14 protein-coding genes are annotated in these 14,918 nt (G+C 74.6%); 5 read left to right on the plus strand and 9 right to left on the minus strand.

Features of this window, described 5'->3' with window-relative positions; all coding sequences use genetic code 11:
- Positions 1–35: 35 nt before the first annotated feature.
- From QK440_RS25830 to QK440_RS25840, 3 genes are all read right to left on the minus strand, one after another.
- The gene (locus tag QK440_RS25830; protein ID WP_282795602.1) at positions 36–788 is read right to left on the minus strand and encodes an ANTAR domain-containing protein; all 753 of its coding nucleotides are present in this window, start codon (positions 786–788) and stop codon (positions 36–38) included.
- 52 nt (positions 789–840) lie between these two features.
- Positions 841–1,524 (minus strand): ANTAR domain-containing protein, encoded by a 684-nt coding sequence (locus QK440_RS25835; protein ID WP_282795603.1) that lies wholly within the window; start codon positions 1,522–1,524, stop codon positions 841–843.
- 282 nt (positions 1,525–1,806) lie between these two features.
- Positions 1,807–2,769 (minus strand): AraC family transcriptional regulator, encoded by a 963-nt coding sequence (locus tag QK440_RS25840; RefSeq protein WP_282795604.1) that lies wholly within the window; start codon positions 2,767–2,769, stop codon positions 1,807–1,809.
- A gap of 516 nt (positions 2,770–3,285) precedes the next feature.
- Between QK440_RS25840 and QK440_RS25845 the strand changes: the two genes are divergently transcribed.
- Positions 3,286–3,621, plus strand: coding sequence for a hypothetical protein (locus QK440_RS25845; RefSeq protein ID WP_282795605.1), 336 nt, complete (start codon positions 3,286–3,288; stop codon positions 3,619–3,621).
- Positions 3,622–3,706: 85 nt separating this feature from the next.
- Here the strand turns inward: QK440_RS25845 and QK440_RS25850 are convergent, their stop codons facing one another.
- Positions 3,707–4,501, minus strand: coding sequence for a helix-turn-helix domain-containing protein (locus QK440_RS25850; RefSeq protein WP_282795606.1), 795 nt, complete (start codon positions 4,499–4,501; stop codon positions 3,707–3,709).
- A 69-nt stretch (positions 4,502–4,570) separates the two neighbouring features.
- On the opposite strand from QK440_RS25850, the gene QK440_RS25855 reads away from it, so the two are divergent.
- Together QK440_RS25855 and QK440_RS25860 are read left to right on the plus strand one after the other, a co-directional pair.
- Positions 4,571–5,104, plus strand: a complete 534-nt coding sequence (locus QK440_RS25855) for a hypothetical protein (protein ID WP_282795607.1) — start codon at positions 4,571–4,573, stop codon at positions 5,102–5,104.
- A gap of 104 nt (positions 5,105–5,208) precedes the next feature.
- The gene (locus tag QK440_RS25860; RefSeq protein ID WP_282795608.1) at positions 5,209–6,327 is read left to right on the plus strand and encodes an ADP-ribosylglycohydrolase family protein; all 1,119 of its coding nucleotides are present in this window, start codon (positions 5,209–5,211) and stop codon (positions 6,325–6,327) included.
- A gap of 68 nt (positions 6,328–6,395) precedes the next feature.
- Here QK440_RS25860 and QK440_RS25865 read toward each other — a convergent pair whose 3' ends face one another.
- Positions 6,396–7,169, minus strand: a complete 774-nt coding sequence (locus QK440_RS25865; RefSeq protein ID WP_282795609.1) for a DJ-1/PfpI family protein — start codon at positions 7,167–7,169, stop codon at positions 6,396–6,398.
- Positions 7,170–7,305: 136 nt separating this feature from the next.
- Positions 7,306–8,091 (minus strand): SDR family oxidoreductase, encoded by a 786-nt coding sequence (locus tag QK440_RS25870; protein WP_282795610.1) that lies wholly within the window; start codon positions 8,089–8,091, stop codon positions 7,306–7,308.
- Positions 8,092–8,164: 73 nt separating this feature from the next.
- Between QK440_RS25870 and QK440_RS25875 the strand changes: the two genes are divergently transcribed.
- Positions 8,165–9,004: a hypothetical protein gene (locus QK440_RS25875; protein WP_282795611.1), complete on the plus strand. Its 840-nt coding sequence runs from the start codon at positions 8,165–8,167 to the stop codon at positions 9,002–9,004.
- A 181-nt stretch (positions 9,005–9,185) separates the two neighbouring features.
- On the opposite strand, the gene QK440_RS25880 is transcribed toward QK440_RS25875, so the two are convergent.
- From QK440_RS25880 to QK440_RS25890, 3 genes are all read right to left on the minus strand, one after another.
- On the minus strand, positions 9,186–9,395 hold the full coding sequence (locus QK440_RS25880) for a DUF397 domain-containing protein (RefSeq protein WP_282795612.1): 210 nt from the start codon (positions 9,393–9,395) through the stop codon (positions 9,186–9,188).
- Between the two features lie 273 nt (positions 9,396–9,668).
- Positions 9,669–10,526: a helix-turn-helix transcriptional regulator gene (locus QK440_RS25885; protein WP_282795613.1), complete on the minus strand. Its 858-nt coding sequence runs from the start codon at positions 10,524–10,526 to the stop codon at positions 9,669–9,671.
- Between the two features lie 455 nt (positions 10,527–10,981).
- Entirely contained in the window at positions 10,982–11,755 is a 774-nt protein-coding gene (locus tag QK440_RS25890) for a GPP34 family phosphoprotein (RefSeq protein WP_282795614.1), read from the minus strand.
- A 172-nt stretch (positions 11,756–11,927) separates the two neighbouring features.
- Between QK440_RS25890 and QK440_RS25895 the strand changes: the two genes are divergently transcribed.
- Entirely contained in the window at positions 11,928–14,813 is a 2,886-nt protein-coding gene (locus tag QK440_RS25895; protein WP_282795615.1) for a D-alanyl-D-alanine carboxypeptidase, read from the plus strand.
- Positions 14,814–14,918 lie beyond the last annotated feature (105 nt).

A 14,918-nucleotide genomic window follows, 5' to 3' on the forward strand; every position in this document is an offset into this window, starting at 1 on the left:
TCCCCGGCCGGGAGGGCAGGGGTGGGCCCGTGCCGTCACGCGGTGTCCGCGGGCCTCGCCAGGGGACCGGCGGTGGGCGCGGTGGGGGTGAGGCTGTCGTCGATGACGTCCCGGGCGACCTTGCTGAGCAGTACCCGGTGGTGCCGGGCGTGGTGGCGCATGGCTTCGAAGGCGCGGTTGAGGGGGATGTCGCGGCGGGCGGCGAGGATGCCTTTGGCCTGTTCGATGACGATGCGGCTGTGCAGCACGGTGTGGAGCTGCTCGTTGACGGTGTGCTGCTCGTGGACGCCGTGGGCCTGGAGCAGGCCGATGGTGGCGGCGTCGGCCAGGGCCTGGGCGAGGGCGAGGTCGTCGGCGCACAGCGGCTCCGCGCCGGTGTGCAGGAGCAGCAGACTGCCGAGGCAGTCCTTGCGCAGCCGCAGGGGGACGGCCGTGGCGCGGGTGTAGCCGGCGGCGCGGAGCTGCCGGTCGAACTCCGGGCAGCGGGCGTCCGCCCCGGCCGGGGAGCCGTCCGTCGTGGCGGGCTTCCCGGTGCGGTGCGCCTGCAGGGCGGGGCCCTCGACGCGGGCGGCCTCCAGCACGTCCCGCAGCGCGGGGCGGGGGTCGCAGGGCGCGGTGCTGTACAGCCGGGCGGGGGGATGGGCCAGGAAGACCGCGGCGTCGGTGACGTCCAGGAGCTCCTGGCAGCGGACGGTCATCTGCTGCAGGAAGTCGATGACGTCGAAGTCCTCCACGAGGGTGTCGGCCAGCTCCACGAAGGTGCGGGCGATGTGCTGCTGCCTGCTCATGCGCGTACTCCTTGGTCTCCCGCGCCGGTTGCGGCCGGTGCGGGGGACCGGGTCATGGATCGTCGTGGGGCAGTTCCTGCCGCAGGATGTCGTGGGCGGTGCCGGTGAGGGACCGGCCCGAGGCGTAGGCGCGGGCGCGCAGCCGGTCAAGGGCCTCGGGCAGCGAGATGCCGAGGCGCACGCTGAGGACTCCGGTGGCCTGGTGGACCTCGGCCCGGTGCAGGTCCACCGTGCCCGCGTGCCCGGGGCCGCCGGTCGCGTCGGGGGTGCTCGGCCAGGTGGCCAGGACGTGCTCGGCCAGGACGTCGGCGACCAGCCGGCCCTCGGAGACCTGCCGCGGGGTGAGCGCGCCGGTCGTGCGCCGGTAGCCGGTCAGGGTCCCCACCGGCACGGCGCCGAGGCGTACCGGCCACACGAACAGGGCGGCGACGCCCAGCTTCGCCGCCTCCGGGGCGAACTGCGGCCACCGGCGCGTCAGTAGCTCGCCGAGGTCGGGGATCTGCCGCATCTCGGCGGGGTCATCGAGACCCAGGCCGGGACCCTGGCCCAGGACGAACTGCAGGTCCTCCAGGCGCTCGCTGGTGGCGTCGCTGAACCACACCAGTTCCTCGTTCACGGTCACGGCTATCCCGCCCAGGCCCAGGGCCTCCGCGCAGGCGAGCGCCCACGCCCTGCGCCGCGGCTCGCCGTCCCGGCCGGACAGCCTGCCCAGCAGATCCTGCACCGTGGAGCCCATGCCCGCCCACCGCCTTCGCCCGTGTCCTCCCCGAGGGCAGCAGGACGGGAGGCCGCCCGCGCCGTCACCGCGGAGACGGACGTCGCGGAGGGCGACGGCGGGAGGGGTCCCGTCGGGACAAGGGCCGGGTCCGACGTCTGCTGACCCCGTCCAGTACAGCGCACCGCGGGGGCGCGCCGGAATACCGAAAACGCGGATCACGGCCGTGGACGTACACGAAGCGCGGACCGCGCCCCGGCCCGCGCTCCACCGCCGCGTGCCCCGGCGGGCGGCGCCGGGCAGTCACGCGCGGTCCTCGCGCAGGGTCTGGTGCGGAAGGCGGCCGTAGGCGGCGCGGTAGGCGGCGGCGAACCGGCCCGGCTGCACGAACCCCCACCGGGCGGCGACGGCCGCGACCCGGCCGCGGCCGGGAGAGGCGGCCAGCAGGTCGGCGTGGGCACGGGCCAGCCGCACCCGGCTCAGATAGCCCGTCGGGGTCGCGTCCAGGTGCCGCCGGAAGGCCTCCTGCAGGCTGCGGACGCTGATGTGGGCGGCCGCGGCGATGTCGGCGACGGTGATCTCCCGGTGGGCGTTGTCGTCGACGAAGGCCACCGCGCGGCGGACCGCGGCCGGCCGGGCGTCGCGGCGGTCGGCGGCGGTGGGCTCGCCCAGCGCGGTGGAGGGGAAGGCGTGCAGGACGGCGGCCGCCAGGCACTGCGCGGCGGTGGAGGCCAGCAGCGGGTGCCGGCTCAGTTCCGGGTCCGCGCACACGCCGTCGGCCAGGTAGGCGATGGTGCGGCGCAGGTGTCCGGCCGCGGCCGGGGACACGGGCCGGTCACCGGTCAGCCGCAGCGGTCCGGGCCGCCGCCCCGGCGCGGTCGCGGCCACCCGGGTCAGCAGCTCGGGCTCGAACATGACCAGGTTGTAGCGGGCCCGCTGGATGACGCCGGTGGAGCGGTGGCCTTCCGGGGTGTACATGAAGACGTCACCGGGGCCGAAGGCACCCTCCGTACCGTCGGGGTGGTACTGGCGCACGATGCTGCCGGAGTGGATGGTGCCGAGGCAGATCCTGTCGAGCACGGCGGCGTCGTGCCCCATGTCGTAGTCGAACGCCAGCAGGTCCACGCTGACCGGCCCCACGACGCTGCGCGTCACCTGCGCCCGGGTCCGCTCCGCGTCGCCCCCGATCGACATCCGGGTGTAGGCCCGGCAGAGGAAGTCCTCGGTCAGTTCCAGGTCGTCACTGTCGAACCTCAGCGTCTCCACGGTTACCGCCCCTCGGCCGATACGCCCCTGCCGGATGACCGCCCGTCCGTGCCGGCGATCCGCTGAGCGTCCGCGGCTCACCCGCGGCCCCGTCCTGGGCTCAGCGTACGCCCGGGCGGCCCCGCCTCCCAGCGTTGGCCACCACCTCAACAGGCCGTGGTGGCACGGGGGTTGGGCGTGCGCACGCGCATGAGCCGGTCCGTTCCGGTTCCCCGCCGCGGTGAGCCGCCCGACCGGGCCGTCGGCACCCGTACCGGTACGTTCCGCCGGCCGTCGGGCGTGCCGGGCGGTGGAGGGTGTCGGGCATATGCGTTCCGCAGTACGGTGGTATCCAGCCCGTGGACCGGTGCTGTCGTTAGCGCGGCGGCAGTCGGCCGACGGCCACTCGGGGCCGAAGGAGCCTCGCACGTCAGCGGCTGTTCCAGCGGGACTCTGAGCCCGCGTCACCGCCATCGCACGGCCCTGTGGCCCTCCCGCCCCCGACGCCGACGCGGTGCGCTGTTCCGGGACACGCATATGAACGGTGTATTCGCCGACGACCTTCTCGTCATGCTGCCCGCGCCACGGCCGGGCCTGATCCTCCACGGCGAGGTCCTCGCCGCGCACAAGGGCGTGCTGGCCAAAGCACTGTTCGAGTGCGGCCGGGGCCACGACGACCATGACGAGGTGACGCTGGACCTGACCGGGGTGTCCTACCTCTCCAACGGCGCCCTGCAGATCCTGGTCGCCTTCGCCCAGCGCCTGGCCCCGCCCCGGAACCTGCTCGTGCGCAGCCCGCGCACCCTGGACGTCCAGGAGCGCCTGATCCGCCGCGGCTGGAACATCACCGCCTTGCGCGTGCTGCCTGTCTGAGTACGGGTGCTGCAACGGGCGCGGTACCGGGGGGGGACCCGCCGGTGTCCACCGTCCACGGCCCCATGGGCACGGCGTCACCGAACTACCTGTGGGGAGTCTGCACCAGCACCGCGCCCCCTCGCGGTTCCGGGGTGAGGAGCAGCCGTGCCTCGTAGCGGAGCGGGGGGCCGGATTCCGGGTGGAGTTCCAGCGGCCGGGACGTGAAGTCACCCACCGAGCGGCACGCCCACCAGGCGTCGAGGTCCGGGCACGCGGCGCGCAGCAGGGCGGTGACCTCATGGGCACGTGACCCCGGGGGCTCCAGGTCGGCGCGGGTGCGGAAGTGGCGGTAGAGGTCCAGGGCGAGGGGCCGCCAGTCGGGGAGGTGGCGGTGGTGGGCGGGGTCGGCGGCGAGGAGCAGGAGGAGGTTGCGGCGGGGCTCCGGCGTGGCGGCCGGGTCGGGCCACAGCGTCGCGTACGCCTCGTTCCAGGCCAGGACGTCGAAGGCGGGGGAGAGGAGCAGCGCGGGGGTGGTGGGCCAGCCGTCCAGCAGGCGCTGGTGGGCCGGGGCGGCGGCCGCGGGGGCCGCCGGGGCCGGGGGCCCGGTCGGCGCGTAGCCCGCCAGGGCGAGGGCGTGGCGGTGGGCCGCGGCGTCCAGGCGCAGGGCGCGGGCCACGGCGTCGAGGACCTGCCGCGAGGTGTCCACGCGGCCCTGCTCCAGCCACGTGTACCAGGCCACCGAGACACCGGACAGGGCCGCCACCTCCTCGCGGCGCAGCCCGGCCGCGCGGCGCCGGGGCGCCGTCGGGAGGCCCACGTCCGCCGGGGCGAGGCGGTCGCGGTGCGCGCGCAGGAAGCCGCCGAGTTCGCGCCGGAGCGCCACCGCCGGGTCCGTCATCCTGTTACCTCCGCTCACCCCATGAACACCCCTCTGGCCGGGGCCCATTCCCGCCGCGAGGGTGGGGCCATGAGCAACGACACCGAGGCCCGGGCCTCCCGCGACAGCGACAGCGGCCCCAGCGTCCCCACCGGCCCAAACAACCCCACTGACCCCAGCCACCCCATCGACCTCGTCGGCGGCCCCGCCCCCACCGTCTGGCGTCGCCGCAACGACTCCTCCGGCCTCGCCGAACCCCGCGCGCTCCTGCGCGTCTACACCCCCACCGGCACCCTGGAGTCCGTCACCGCGTCGTACGAGCGGCTGCTCGGCGTGGCGAAGGACATGTGGTTCACGTATCCGGAGAGGGGGCTGCGGCTCGCCGTCGTGGGGAGCTTCCTGCTCGTCGAGGGGGCGCCGGAGGTGCTCGCGCCGCTCCGGGCCACGGACGGGACGCTGGTGGTGGACTCGGCGGCGGCGTACCTGGAGCGGCTGGCCGCCGAGGGGGCCGAGGTGCTCGTCGCGCCGCACGCGGTGCCGACCGGGACCGGGTTCACCGCGCGGCACCGCGACGGGACGGTCGTCGAATACGTCGAACACCGCCCAACTCCCGACGGGAGCTAGGGAAAGCGCACCTTCCGCGCAAACCACGTGCCCCCTGAACCCACCGTTCCCGTTCGATTACAGTGCTGCCGAGTCGGACGCCGAGGTACGGGAAAGGGGGTTCGGTGAGTGCCGTAGCAGCCACCGGCGTGTGGGGCCGCACCGAACAGCAGGACTTCCGTAGCCGGGTCCGCGGCACCCTGCTCGGGGCCGCCGTGGGTGACGCGCTCGGGGCGCCCGTGGACCTCATGGGCCTCGCCGAGATCCGCGCCGCGCACGGCGGGGAGGGCCTGACCGAGCCCGCCGCCGCGCACGGCAGGCGGGGCGCCGTCACCGCCGCCACCCAGCTCGCCCTGTTCACCGTCGACGGCCTGATCCGCGCCCAGGTGCGGCGCGACACCGGCGCCTGGCACCCGCCGACCGACCTGCACCGGGCCTACCGGCGCTGGGCCGCCACCCAGCGCGACTGGGGGCCCGACGAACGGCGTGCGGAGGACGGCTGGCTGGCCCGCGAGGAGTGGCTGTACGCGCGCCGCGCCCCCTCCCGCGCCTGCCTCATCGGGCTCGCCGACGACCGCATGGGCACGCTCGACGTCCCCAAGAACCCGGGGGAGCGCGGCCCGGAGGCCGCCGTCCGGTCCGCGCCGTTCGGGCTGCTCGTCGGGTGGGAGCCGCAGCTCGTGCTCCAGCTCGCCGTGGAGTGCGCCGTCCAGACGCACGGCCACCCGGACGCGTACCTCGCCGCGGGCGCGCAGGGCCTGCTGGTGCACGGGCTCGCCCGGGGAGAGTCCCTGGACGGCGCGATCCAGCGGTGCCTCGCGCTGCTGGGCGCGCGCCCCGGGCACCAGGCCGTCACCGACGGGCTGCGGCACGCGCTCGGCGCCGTACGGCAGGGGCTGCCGAGCCCCACGCGCGTCGAGGAGCTGACCGGCGACGGGGCGGCTCCGGGCGCGCTCGCCGCCGCCGTGTACTGCGCCCTCGTCGGCGAGGACATCCGGCACGGGCTGCGGCTCGCCGTCAACCACGGCGGTCCCTCCACGGCGGTGGGCGCGCTGTGCGGGGCGCTGCTGGGCGCGCTGCACGGCGAGACGGAGCTGCCGCCCGGCTGGCTCACCGAGCTGGAGGGCCGCGCCACCGTCCTGGAGCTCGCGGACGACTTCGCCATGGAGATGACGCAGGGGCCCGCGCTGCACAGCCCGGCCGGGGCGGCACCGGGGTGGCTGGCGCGCTATCCCAGGGCCTGACCGGAGCGCCCCGAAGGGCGCGGGGAACCGCGCGACCAGCCACGACGATTCCGCGGACGAACGACGTCCTACACCTGGGACTCCTCCAGGAGCTTGAGGGCCCGCGCCTTCAACTCGTCGCTCGCCTTGCGGGCGTCACCGGCGTCGAACGGCGGGCGCGGGTCGTACTCCACGGCGAGCTGGACCGCCCGCGCGGTGTCGTCGTCGGTGAGCCGCGCCACCAGGTGCAGCGCCATGTCGAGACCGGCCGACACCCCGGCCGCGGTGACGAACTTCCCCGACTCCACGAAGCGTTCCGGCACGTACGTGACGTCGAAGGTCTTCTCCAGGTACTCCGCCGAGGCCCAGTACGTCGTGGCCCTGCGGCCGTCGAGGAGCCCGGCCGCGGCCAGGACGAGGGAGCCCGTGCACACGGACGTGGTGAAGCGGGTGTGCCGGTTCGCGGCGCGGATCCACTTCAGGAGGGCCTGGTTCTCCATGGCGCCGATGGTGCCGCGGTTGCCCGCGCCGGGGACGAGCAGGACGTCCAGGCGGCCCGCCTCGTCCAGGCTCCGCTCGGCCACCACGGCCACGTCACCGGTGTCGGTGCGCACCGGGCCGCGCCGCTCGGCGACCATCGTGACGCTCGCGCCGGGCACCCGGGCGAGGATCTCGGCGGGACCGGTGGGGTCGAGCAGGCTGTAGCCGTCGTACAGGAGGATGCCGATCCTCGGGCCCCTGCCGGCGGGCCGGCCGGGTGCCGCGTGGGCGGCGGGGGTCCGGGCGGTGAGGCCCGCGGTGGCGAGGGCGGCCGTGGCGGCGGTGGAGCGCAGCAGGGTGCGGCGGGTCGTGGGATGCGTCATGCCTCGGCAGTCTGCTGGGCGGACCGCCGCCGTGGGGCCCGATGTCCGTAAGGGTGGGGAACGCGTCCGCCGGGGAGCCCGAGGCCGGGCTGGAGCCGGGGGCCCGGCGGGCGGGACCGGCGCGGAGGTGGCGGTGTCAGCGCATCAGCTCGCCCGCGTTCACGAGCAGCGACTGGCCGGTGATCGCCCGGGCCCGGTCCGAGGCGAGGAACACGCACGCGTCGGCCACGTCCCCGTCCGTGGCCAGGTCGGGCAGCGCCATGCGCTCGGTGAGCCGGCGCCTCACCTCCTCCTCGGCAACGCCCTCCGTCCGCGCCGTGAGCGTCACGTACGCCGCCACGGGCGGGCCCCACATCCAGCCGGGCTGCACCGTGTTGACCCGGACGCGGTGGGGCCCGAGCTCGCGCGCCAGGGAGTACATCGCGGAGGTCAGCGCGCCCTTGGAGGCCGCGTACGCCGCCTGCCGCACCTGCGTGGGCGCGGCCACCGAGGACTGCGTACCGATGAGGACGACCGCGCCGCCGCGCTCCTTCAGGCCGGGCAGGCACGCCCGGGTCATGCGCAGCGAGCCGAGCAGGTTCACGTCGAGGACGCCCGCCCAGGCGGTGAAGTCGGCGTCCTCCAGACCGCCGAAGTGGCTGTCCCAGGCGGCGACCTGCACCAGCGCGTCGAGCCGCCCGAAGCGCTCCCGGGCCAGCGCCGCGAGCGCCGCGCACTGGTCCTCGTCGGTGATGTCCGTCGCCAGCCAGGCGGTGCGGCCGCCGCCGGGATCCACCTCCGCCGCCGCCCTGGCGAGGTTCGCCCCGGTGCGGGCCCCGAGCACGGCGGCGCCGCCCTCGCGCACGACGGTCGCGGCCACCTCCCGGCCGAGCCCGGCGCCGACACCCGAGACGACCACGGTCTTCCCCTGGAGCAGCGACACGGCGCCTCCCGGCTCTGGCCATTCATCTGACGGGGCGTCAGAGTAGGGGCCCGCGCGGAAGAAGGGGAGAGGCATGGGCGAGGACACCCGCACCGAGGCGTACGCGGAGCTGGCCGCCGTCGGGCCCTACGGCGTACGCCCGGGGCACGCGCTGATCACCATGGTGGAGCCGCACCCGGGCCACGAGCACGCGTACAACCGCTGGTACGAGGACGACCACTACTACGCGGGCGCCATGGCGATGCCCTGGATGTACGCGGGGCGGCGCTGGGTGGCCACCCGGGAGCTCCAGCTCCTGCGCCGGCCCGAGACCTCGGCGGTGGCCCGGCCGGTGACGGCGGGCTGCTACCTGTCGACGTACTGGATCACCGAGGGGCGCTACGACGAGCACATGCGGTGGACCGTCGCCATCAACAAGCGCCTGAACCGCGACGGCCGCGTCCACCAGGCCCGCACCCACGTCTTCACGGCCTTCCACGACCACGCCGCGACCGTCTACCGCGACGGCGCCGCCGGGCCGCGCGACCACCACGCGCTCGACCACCCGTACGCGGGGCTCGTCCTGGAGGTCGTCGACACCGAGGGGCCCGAGGAGCGCGCGGAGCTGCTCGCGTGGCTGCGCGACCGGCACCTGCCCCGGGCGCTCGCGGGCTCGCCCGCCGCGCTGGTCGTCGCCTTCCGCCCGACGCCGCTGCCGGGCGACCGGATGACGTACGTGCGGCAGGTGGAGGGCGTGGACACGCGGCTGACGCTGCTGTGGTTCCTGGAGTGCGACCCGCGCGCCTGCTGGCGGGAGCGCTTCGCGGGGCGCGGGGCGGAGGTCGCCGCGTCGGGCCTCGGCCGCGTGGAACTCCTCGCGCCCTTCGTCCCGACGGTGCCGGGCACGGACCGGTACGTCGACCAGCTCCGGTAGCGCCCGGCCCGGCGGCGGGCAGGGCCGAGCCCCCTCGGCCGGGACGGCGGACCAGTCGAGAGGGCTCATGCGGGTGCGGTTGTGCGGTTGTCCCGGCGGGTGCCTGCGCGGCGGGAGCCGGTGCGGGCGGGTGCCGGAGGGGATGGCTGCCGGAAGGAATGGCTGCCGGTGGTGGCACGTATCACCCGTGGTCGTGGGACCCGTCACGGACCTCGGTGACGAAGGCGTTCCACGAATCGGCGGGGAAGGCGAGGACCGGGCCGTCCGCGACCTTCGAGTCCCGCACCGAAATGGCGTGCAGAACGGGGGACTTGACCTCGACGCACGCGCCGTTCCCGGTGGAGTAGGACGACTTGGTCCACGAGGGCGACGCGCCTTGCTGGATTGCCATGTTTGCTCCGTATTGCGCAGTTGGTGAATGCGGGATCCGCGCGGTGGCGGTATCCGCCAACGTTCTTGCTGTTGGCGTGAAAGACGCTACTCGCCAACATCGGGCGGCGGATGGTTCGTTCACTCAACCGGATGGCATATACCAGTGGGGTCTTCCGCCCCGGCGCGGCAACGGTGTACTGTGCGGCGCTTCCGGGGCTGGAGGGTCCTCGCGGGCGCATGCGGGGGCCGGATGCCGTGCCGCGCACGGACCGTCCCGCGACGCCGGCAGGTGTCAGCGCGCGTAGTCCTTGGCGATGTCGGCGATGAGCTGACGCGACTGCTCCACGTTCAGGGCCTGCGCCCGCAGGTGCTCGTACATGACGCTGTACTGCTGGACGTCGTTGGACTTCTCCAGGTACAGGTCGCTGGTGACGCCCTCGATGTAGACGACGCTCGAGTCCGAGGCGTCCGGGAACTCCAGGATCGCGTACTGGCCGTTCAGGCCGGGGTGGGCGCCCATCTCGAAGGGGATGACCTGCACCGTCACGTGCGGCAGCTGGGACTGCTCGACCAGGTGCTCCAGTTGCTCGCGCATCAGCGCGCGGTTGCCGACGACGCGGCGCAGCGCGGACTCGTCGAGCACGGTCCACAGCCGCAGCGGGTTCTCCGGGGCGGCGATGCGCTCCTGGCGGCGCATGCGCACCTGGACCCGTTTCTCGATGTCCGTCGGCGTGGTCTCCGGGAGCGCGCCGGTGATCAGCGCCTCCGCGTACGGCCGGGTCTGGAGCAGCCCGGGGACGACCTGCGGGTCGTACACGCGCAGCGACGCGGCGTCGGTCTCCAGGCCGATGTACACGCTGTACGGGATGTCGCCGAAGGAGTGCCACCAGCCCTGCTGCCGGGAGTCCTTGGCCATCTGCATCAGCGAGTCGACGATGCGGTGGTCCTCGACCTCGTACACCCCGCACAGGTCGCGGACGTCGCGCTGGCTGATCGAGCGGCGGCCGTTCTCGAGGCGGCTGATCTTCGACTGCGAGACCAGCAGGCGCTCCGCCACCTCCTCCGCCGTCATGCCCTTGAGCTCACGCAGCCGGCGCAGCTCCTGGCCTAGCCGGCGACGCCTGACGGTGGGATTGACGTTGGACGCCACGGGAAGTGCACCTCCGGCGATATGCCTCTACATTGCGTGTCTGCTGTGGAGCAGAGTGCCACCAAGGGGCAACTCGGCGCTGGGAAACAGCAGAACGGCGGACATGTGGGGGTGCCGACGCCCCGCGGCGTCGCGTGTGCTTCTCAACGAGCGTGTCGCCTGTGGTGGTCGCGGCCGTACGGGGCGCGGACACCGGTACGGCCGGTGCCCGCGCCCCGCACGGCCCAGCGGCTCCCGTACCGGGTCCGGGGACGACGGCGCGGCATCGTGCTGGGTGGTGCGTGGTGCGTGGTGCTCTCCGCGTGGTGCGGGGGTGGTGCGGGTGGTGCGGCGCCGTGCGTGGTGCCCACCGCGTGGCGCGGTCGTGCCGGGGACGTGCGGCGCGCCGCCGTCGGCCCCTCGCGCGCTGTGCGCGGGGCCCGCGCCCGGGCGTACGTGCCGTGCGCGGCCGTGGTTCAGTGAGCCACGGCGCGGGCCATGGCTCCCGCGCCCCGGCGCGGCTGCATCGGGACCCCGCCGGGGTCCGTCGCCGCCGAGCGCGCCGTGCGCGCGGGCGGTCGCCCGCCGCCCTGCCCCGTCGTGGCGGGGCTGCGGCGCGGCTGCGCCGCCACGCCGTTCTGGACGTCCATCACGGCGTGCGCCACGAGGCCGCCCATCGGGTCGTGCCGGATCAGGTCCCGCAGTCGGGACCGGGACGAGCGCCCCTCGTTGCCCGGGTACAGGTGCTTGCCGAGGCCGACCGCGTGGGCCAGCGCGGCGAGCGCCGCGGTCCGCGGGTCCGGCGGTACGCCGGTGCGGATCGCCGAGTCCAGCCGGGCCCTGATGTCCCGGCTGATGGCCGTGTCCGTCGCCTGGTAGCGAGTCGTCGGCAGCACCCCGCACATCTGGCCCGCCACGGCATGCACCATGCCGCACCGCTCCAGGTGCGAGAGGTAGATCTGACGCAGCCCCAGGCGGGGCCCGCCGATCCAGTGGACCGCCCGGACCGGGCTGCCGCGCCTGCGCAGCAGTTCCAGTGCGGAGTCCAGAGTCGGATCTCCCGTCGGCCGTGGCATCACCACGGCGATACGATCCCCGTCAGGGGCTATCCGTCCGGCCAGCGCCAGCTCCACTAGCTGTGCTCCGGCCAGACCGAGGTCGAGCGACTGCGGCTGCGCTGTGGTACCCGTGGCCGGGTCCAGAGCGAGCAGCAGAAGCTCCTCCGGAATTGTTCTGCGGCTCCTGCCCATCCATGCCTCCCCGCGTGGATGAATGACAGGGTGACCCCTCTCACATTGGTCTGTCGAGAGCGCGTGGGCGGTACGTACGGGAACCAGTAGGTATGTCGTTCTCGTCTACCACGGGGGTTAAGCCCTCACACAGGACACTGGTACATGGTTCGGACAGCGGGTCCGGGCCCCGATGGGTGCGGCTGAGCACGGCGAGTGCGGCGAGTACGAGTACGAGGAGGAATCGGTGGCGGGCGAGAACCCCGACAGGTCGAAGACGGTTTCTGGCGGGGGCGCCTCTGACGACGACGTGACCGTCCCGCCCCCCGCGTCCCCTCCGGCGGGGGCCGGTCGGGCCAACGGGGACGCGCGGCTGCGGGCCGCGGTCGCCGCGTGGGTGGCGAGCGCGGACGACGACGAGGCGAGTGAAACTCCGGCCGGCGGTGACGTTTCCGCTGCCGGGACCTCGGGTTCTTCCGGCGCGTCCCGCGCGTCCCGCGCTTCGGAGGCCTCGGAAGCCGGGGAGGGCGCGGGCGGGGCCGCGGACGCCGACGCCGCGGACGCCGCCGAGGAGCCGAAGAAGGACACGGCCACCGCCGTGTTCGGCACCGGCCGGGTGACGGGCAAGGGCTCCGGCACCTCCGGCACCTCCGACGCCGCCGGTGAGCGGCCCGTGGACAAGGCGACCACGGCGTTCAAGGCGCCGTCGTGGGCGAACGCCGAGCCGGAGGACGAGGCCGGGCGCGGTCGCGCGGACGAGGCGAAGGCGGAGCGCGAGGAGGACGCCGCGGCCGGGCCCGCCGCGGGTCGCCGTGGCGTCGACCAGGCCACGGCCGTCTTCAAGGCGGCGGATCTGCGCCGGGACACCGAGCCCGAGGCCGACGCGGGGACCGCGGGCCGGGGCGGCGACGACGAGGCCGACAGCGCTGACGAGGCCGACGGCACCGACGAGGGCGGCAAGGGCGACAACGGCGGCAGCGACAGCAAGGGCGACCGCGGCACCCAGGGCCCCGAGGCCGCCGCGGACGCCGAGGCCCCCGCGGTGTCCAAGCCCTCCAAGGGCGTGAAGGTCACCAAGGCGGGCAAGGGCGACACCTCCGGTGCCGGCGGTGAAAGCGCTTCCGGGAAGCGTCCCGTCGACCAGGCCACGGCCGTGTTCAAGACCGTCCGGCCCGCCCCGGCGGTGGACCAGGCGACCACCATGCTGAAGCTGGGCGGCGACAAGCCTGACGACGGCGGCAAGACGGACGACGGCCGCAAGACGGGCGACGGCGGCAAGGCCGACGTCAGCCGCAAGGGCGACGAGAGTCGCAAGGCCGACGCCAGCCGCAAGGCCGATGCAGGTGACAAGGCCGCCAAGGGCAGCAGGACCGCGACACCGGACAAGGCCGCCGCCAAGAGCATCCCGGGCACGGGTGACAAGCCCGCCGACCCCGCCAAGCCCACCGACAGCAAGGCCGACGAGCCCGCCGACCCCGCCGACGACAAGCCTGCCGACGGCAAGGCCGACAAGCCCGGCAAGCCCCGGGGCGCCGAGTCCGACGCCGAGCGGACCAGCAAGTTCGTCGCGCTGAAGTCGCTCGACGAGCCGCGCCCCACCCCCGAGCACAAGGCGCCCCCGCAGGGCACGCCGAAGGCCCCGGGGGCCGCCGGGACCGGCACCGCGAAGACCGCGGCCGCCGCCGGGACCGGTACCGCGAAGGGCGCCGCGCCCGGTGCGCCGAAGGACCGGGCCGGGGCCCCCGCGCCCGAGGTGCCCGAGCGGACCACCCAGCAGCCGCTGCCGCCCAAGCCCCCGCTGGACCTGCTCGCCGAGCTGACCAACACGCCGCCGCCCCCGGAGACCCCGGTCCGCACCGTCGTACGGCGGGTCAAGATCTGGACGCCGCTGGTGCTCCTGCTGGTGGTCGTGTTTGCAGTCGTACAGGCTGTGCGCCCGCTGCCGGAGCCGAAGCTCACCCTCACCGCCGAGGACACGTTCTCCTTCGGCGGCGGCAAGGCGTCCATCCCGTGGCCGAGCGACGGCCAGGCCGCCATGGACGTCGACGGGATCGGCACCTTCGGCACCTCGGGCGCGCAGAAGCCCGTGCCGATCGCGAGCATCGCGAAGGTGATGACGACGTACCTCATCCTGCGCGACCACCCCATCAAGAAGGGGACGGAGGGCAAGACGCTCACCGTCGACGCCGAGGCGCAGCGCCACTACGAGAAGGGCAAGCCGGAGAACGAGTCCGTGGTCAAGGTGACCGAGGGGCAGAAGATCTCCCAGTACGAGGCGCTCCAGGCCGTCATGCTGCCGTCCGCCAACAACGTCGCGCGGATGCTGGCGCGCTGGGACAGCGGCGGTGACGAGAAGGCGTTCGTGGCCAAGATGAACAAGACGGCCAAGGAACTCGGCATGAAGAACACCCACTACACGGACCCGAGCGGCCTCGACAAGACGACCGTGTCGACCGCCGAGGACCTGGTGAAGCTCGGCCGGGTGGCGATGGAGAACCCGACCTTCAAGGAGATCGCCCGCCAGCCCCAGTACAAGGACCTCAACGGCGACACGCAGGACAACTACTTCGGGCTCGTCCCGACCGTCGCCATCGGCATCAAGACCGGCACCACCACGGCCGCGGGCGGCAACATCCTCTTCGCCGCGGAGAAGACGGTCGGCGGCAAGACCCAGGTGATCATCGGCGCGGCCCTGGCCCAGTTCGGGAAGAACGGCGTCGCCAACATCGACCAGGTCACGAAGGTCGTCAAGGACCTCATCGGCGCCGGCCAGGACGCGCTCACGGCGAAGACCGTGGTGCGCAAGGGCGCCGTCGTCGGCGAGGTGGACGACGGCCTCGGCGGCACCACGCCGGTCGTCGCGACCAAGGACGTCAAGGCCGTCGGCTGGTCCGGTCTGACCGCGAAGCTGGAGCTGACGGACGGCGGCAAGGAGGTCCCGCACACCGCGAAGAAGGGCACCAAGGTCGGTGTCCTGTCGGTGGGCGACGGCACCAGCCGCGCCGTCAAGGTCCCGGTGGCGGTGCGGAAGGACCTCGCGGAGCCGGGCTTCGGCACGAAGCTCACGCGGGTCGGCTGACGGGCGGCCGACCAGGGCCACGAGACACGACGAAGGGGTGGGGCGGGGGGGGGGGGGCCCCCCCCCCCCAAGGGGGGGGGGGGGGGGGGCGCGGGGGGGGGGGGG

This window comes from Streptomyces sp. CC224B (genome assembly GCF_030010595.1).
GTDB classification, from domain to species: Bacteria; Actinomycetota; Actinomycetes; order Streptomycetales; family Streptomycetaceae; genus Streptomyces; species Streptomyces longispororuber.

What these genes read in the sequence shown, in the direction of transcription:
- QK440_RS25895 (WP_282795615.1), top strand. Translation starts at nt 11,928, where the DNA reads ATGGGTGCGGCTGAGCACGGCGAGTGCGGCGAGTACGAGTACGAGGAG.
- QK440_RS25880 (WP_282795612.1), bottom strand. Translation starts at nt 9,395, where the DNA reads ATGGCAATCCAGCAAGGCGCGTCGCCCTCGTGGACCAAGTCGTCCTAC.
- QK440_RS25845 (WP_282795605.1), top strand. Translation starts at nt 3,286, where the DNA reads ATGAACGGTGTATTCGCCGACGACCTTCTCGTCATGCTGCCCGCGCCA.
- QK440_RS25855 (WP_282795607.1), top strand. Translation starts at nt 4,571, where the DNA reads ATGAGCAACGACACCGAGGCCCGGGCCTCCCGCGACAGCGACAGCGGC.
- QK440_RS25830 (WP_282795602.1), bottom strand. Translation starts at nt 788, where the DNA reads ATGAGCAGGCAGCAGCACATCGCCCGCACCTTCGTGGAGCTGGCCGAC.
- QK440_RS25890 (WP_282795614.1), bottom strand. Translation starts at nt 11,755, where the DNA reads ATGGGCAGGAGCCGCAGAACAATTCCGGAGGAGCTTCTGCTGCTCGCT.
- QK440_RS25835 (WP_282795603.1), bottom strand. Translation starts at nt 1,524, where the DNA reads ATGGGCTCCACGGTGCAGGATCTGCTGGGCAGGCTGTCCGGCCGGGAC.
- QK440_RS25875 (WP_282795611.1), top strand. Translation starts at nt 8,165, where the DNA reads ATGGGCGAGGACACCCGCACCGAGGCGTACGCGGAGCTGGCCGCCGTC.
- QK440_RS25865 (WP_282795609.1), bottom strand. Translation starts at nt 7,169, where the DNA reads ATGACGCATCCCACGACCCGCCGCACCCTGCTGCGCTCCACCGCCGCC.
- QK440_RS25850 (WP_282795606.1), bottom strand. Translation starts at nt 4,501, where the DNA reads ATGACGGACCCGGCGGTGGCGCTCCGGCGCGAACTCGGCGGCTTCCTG.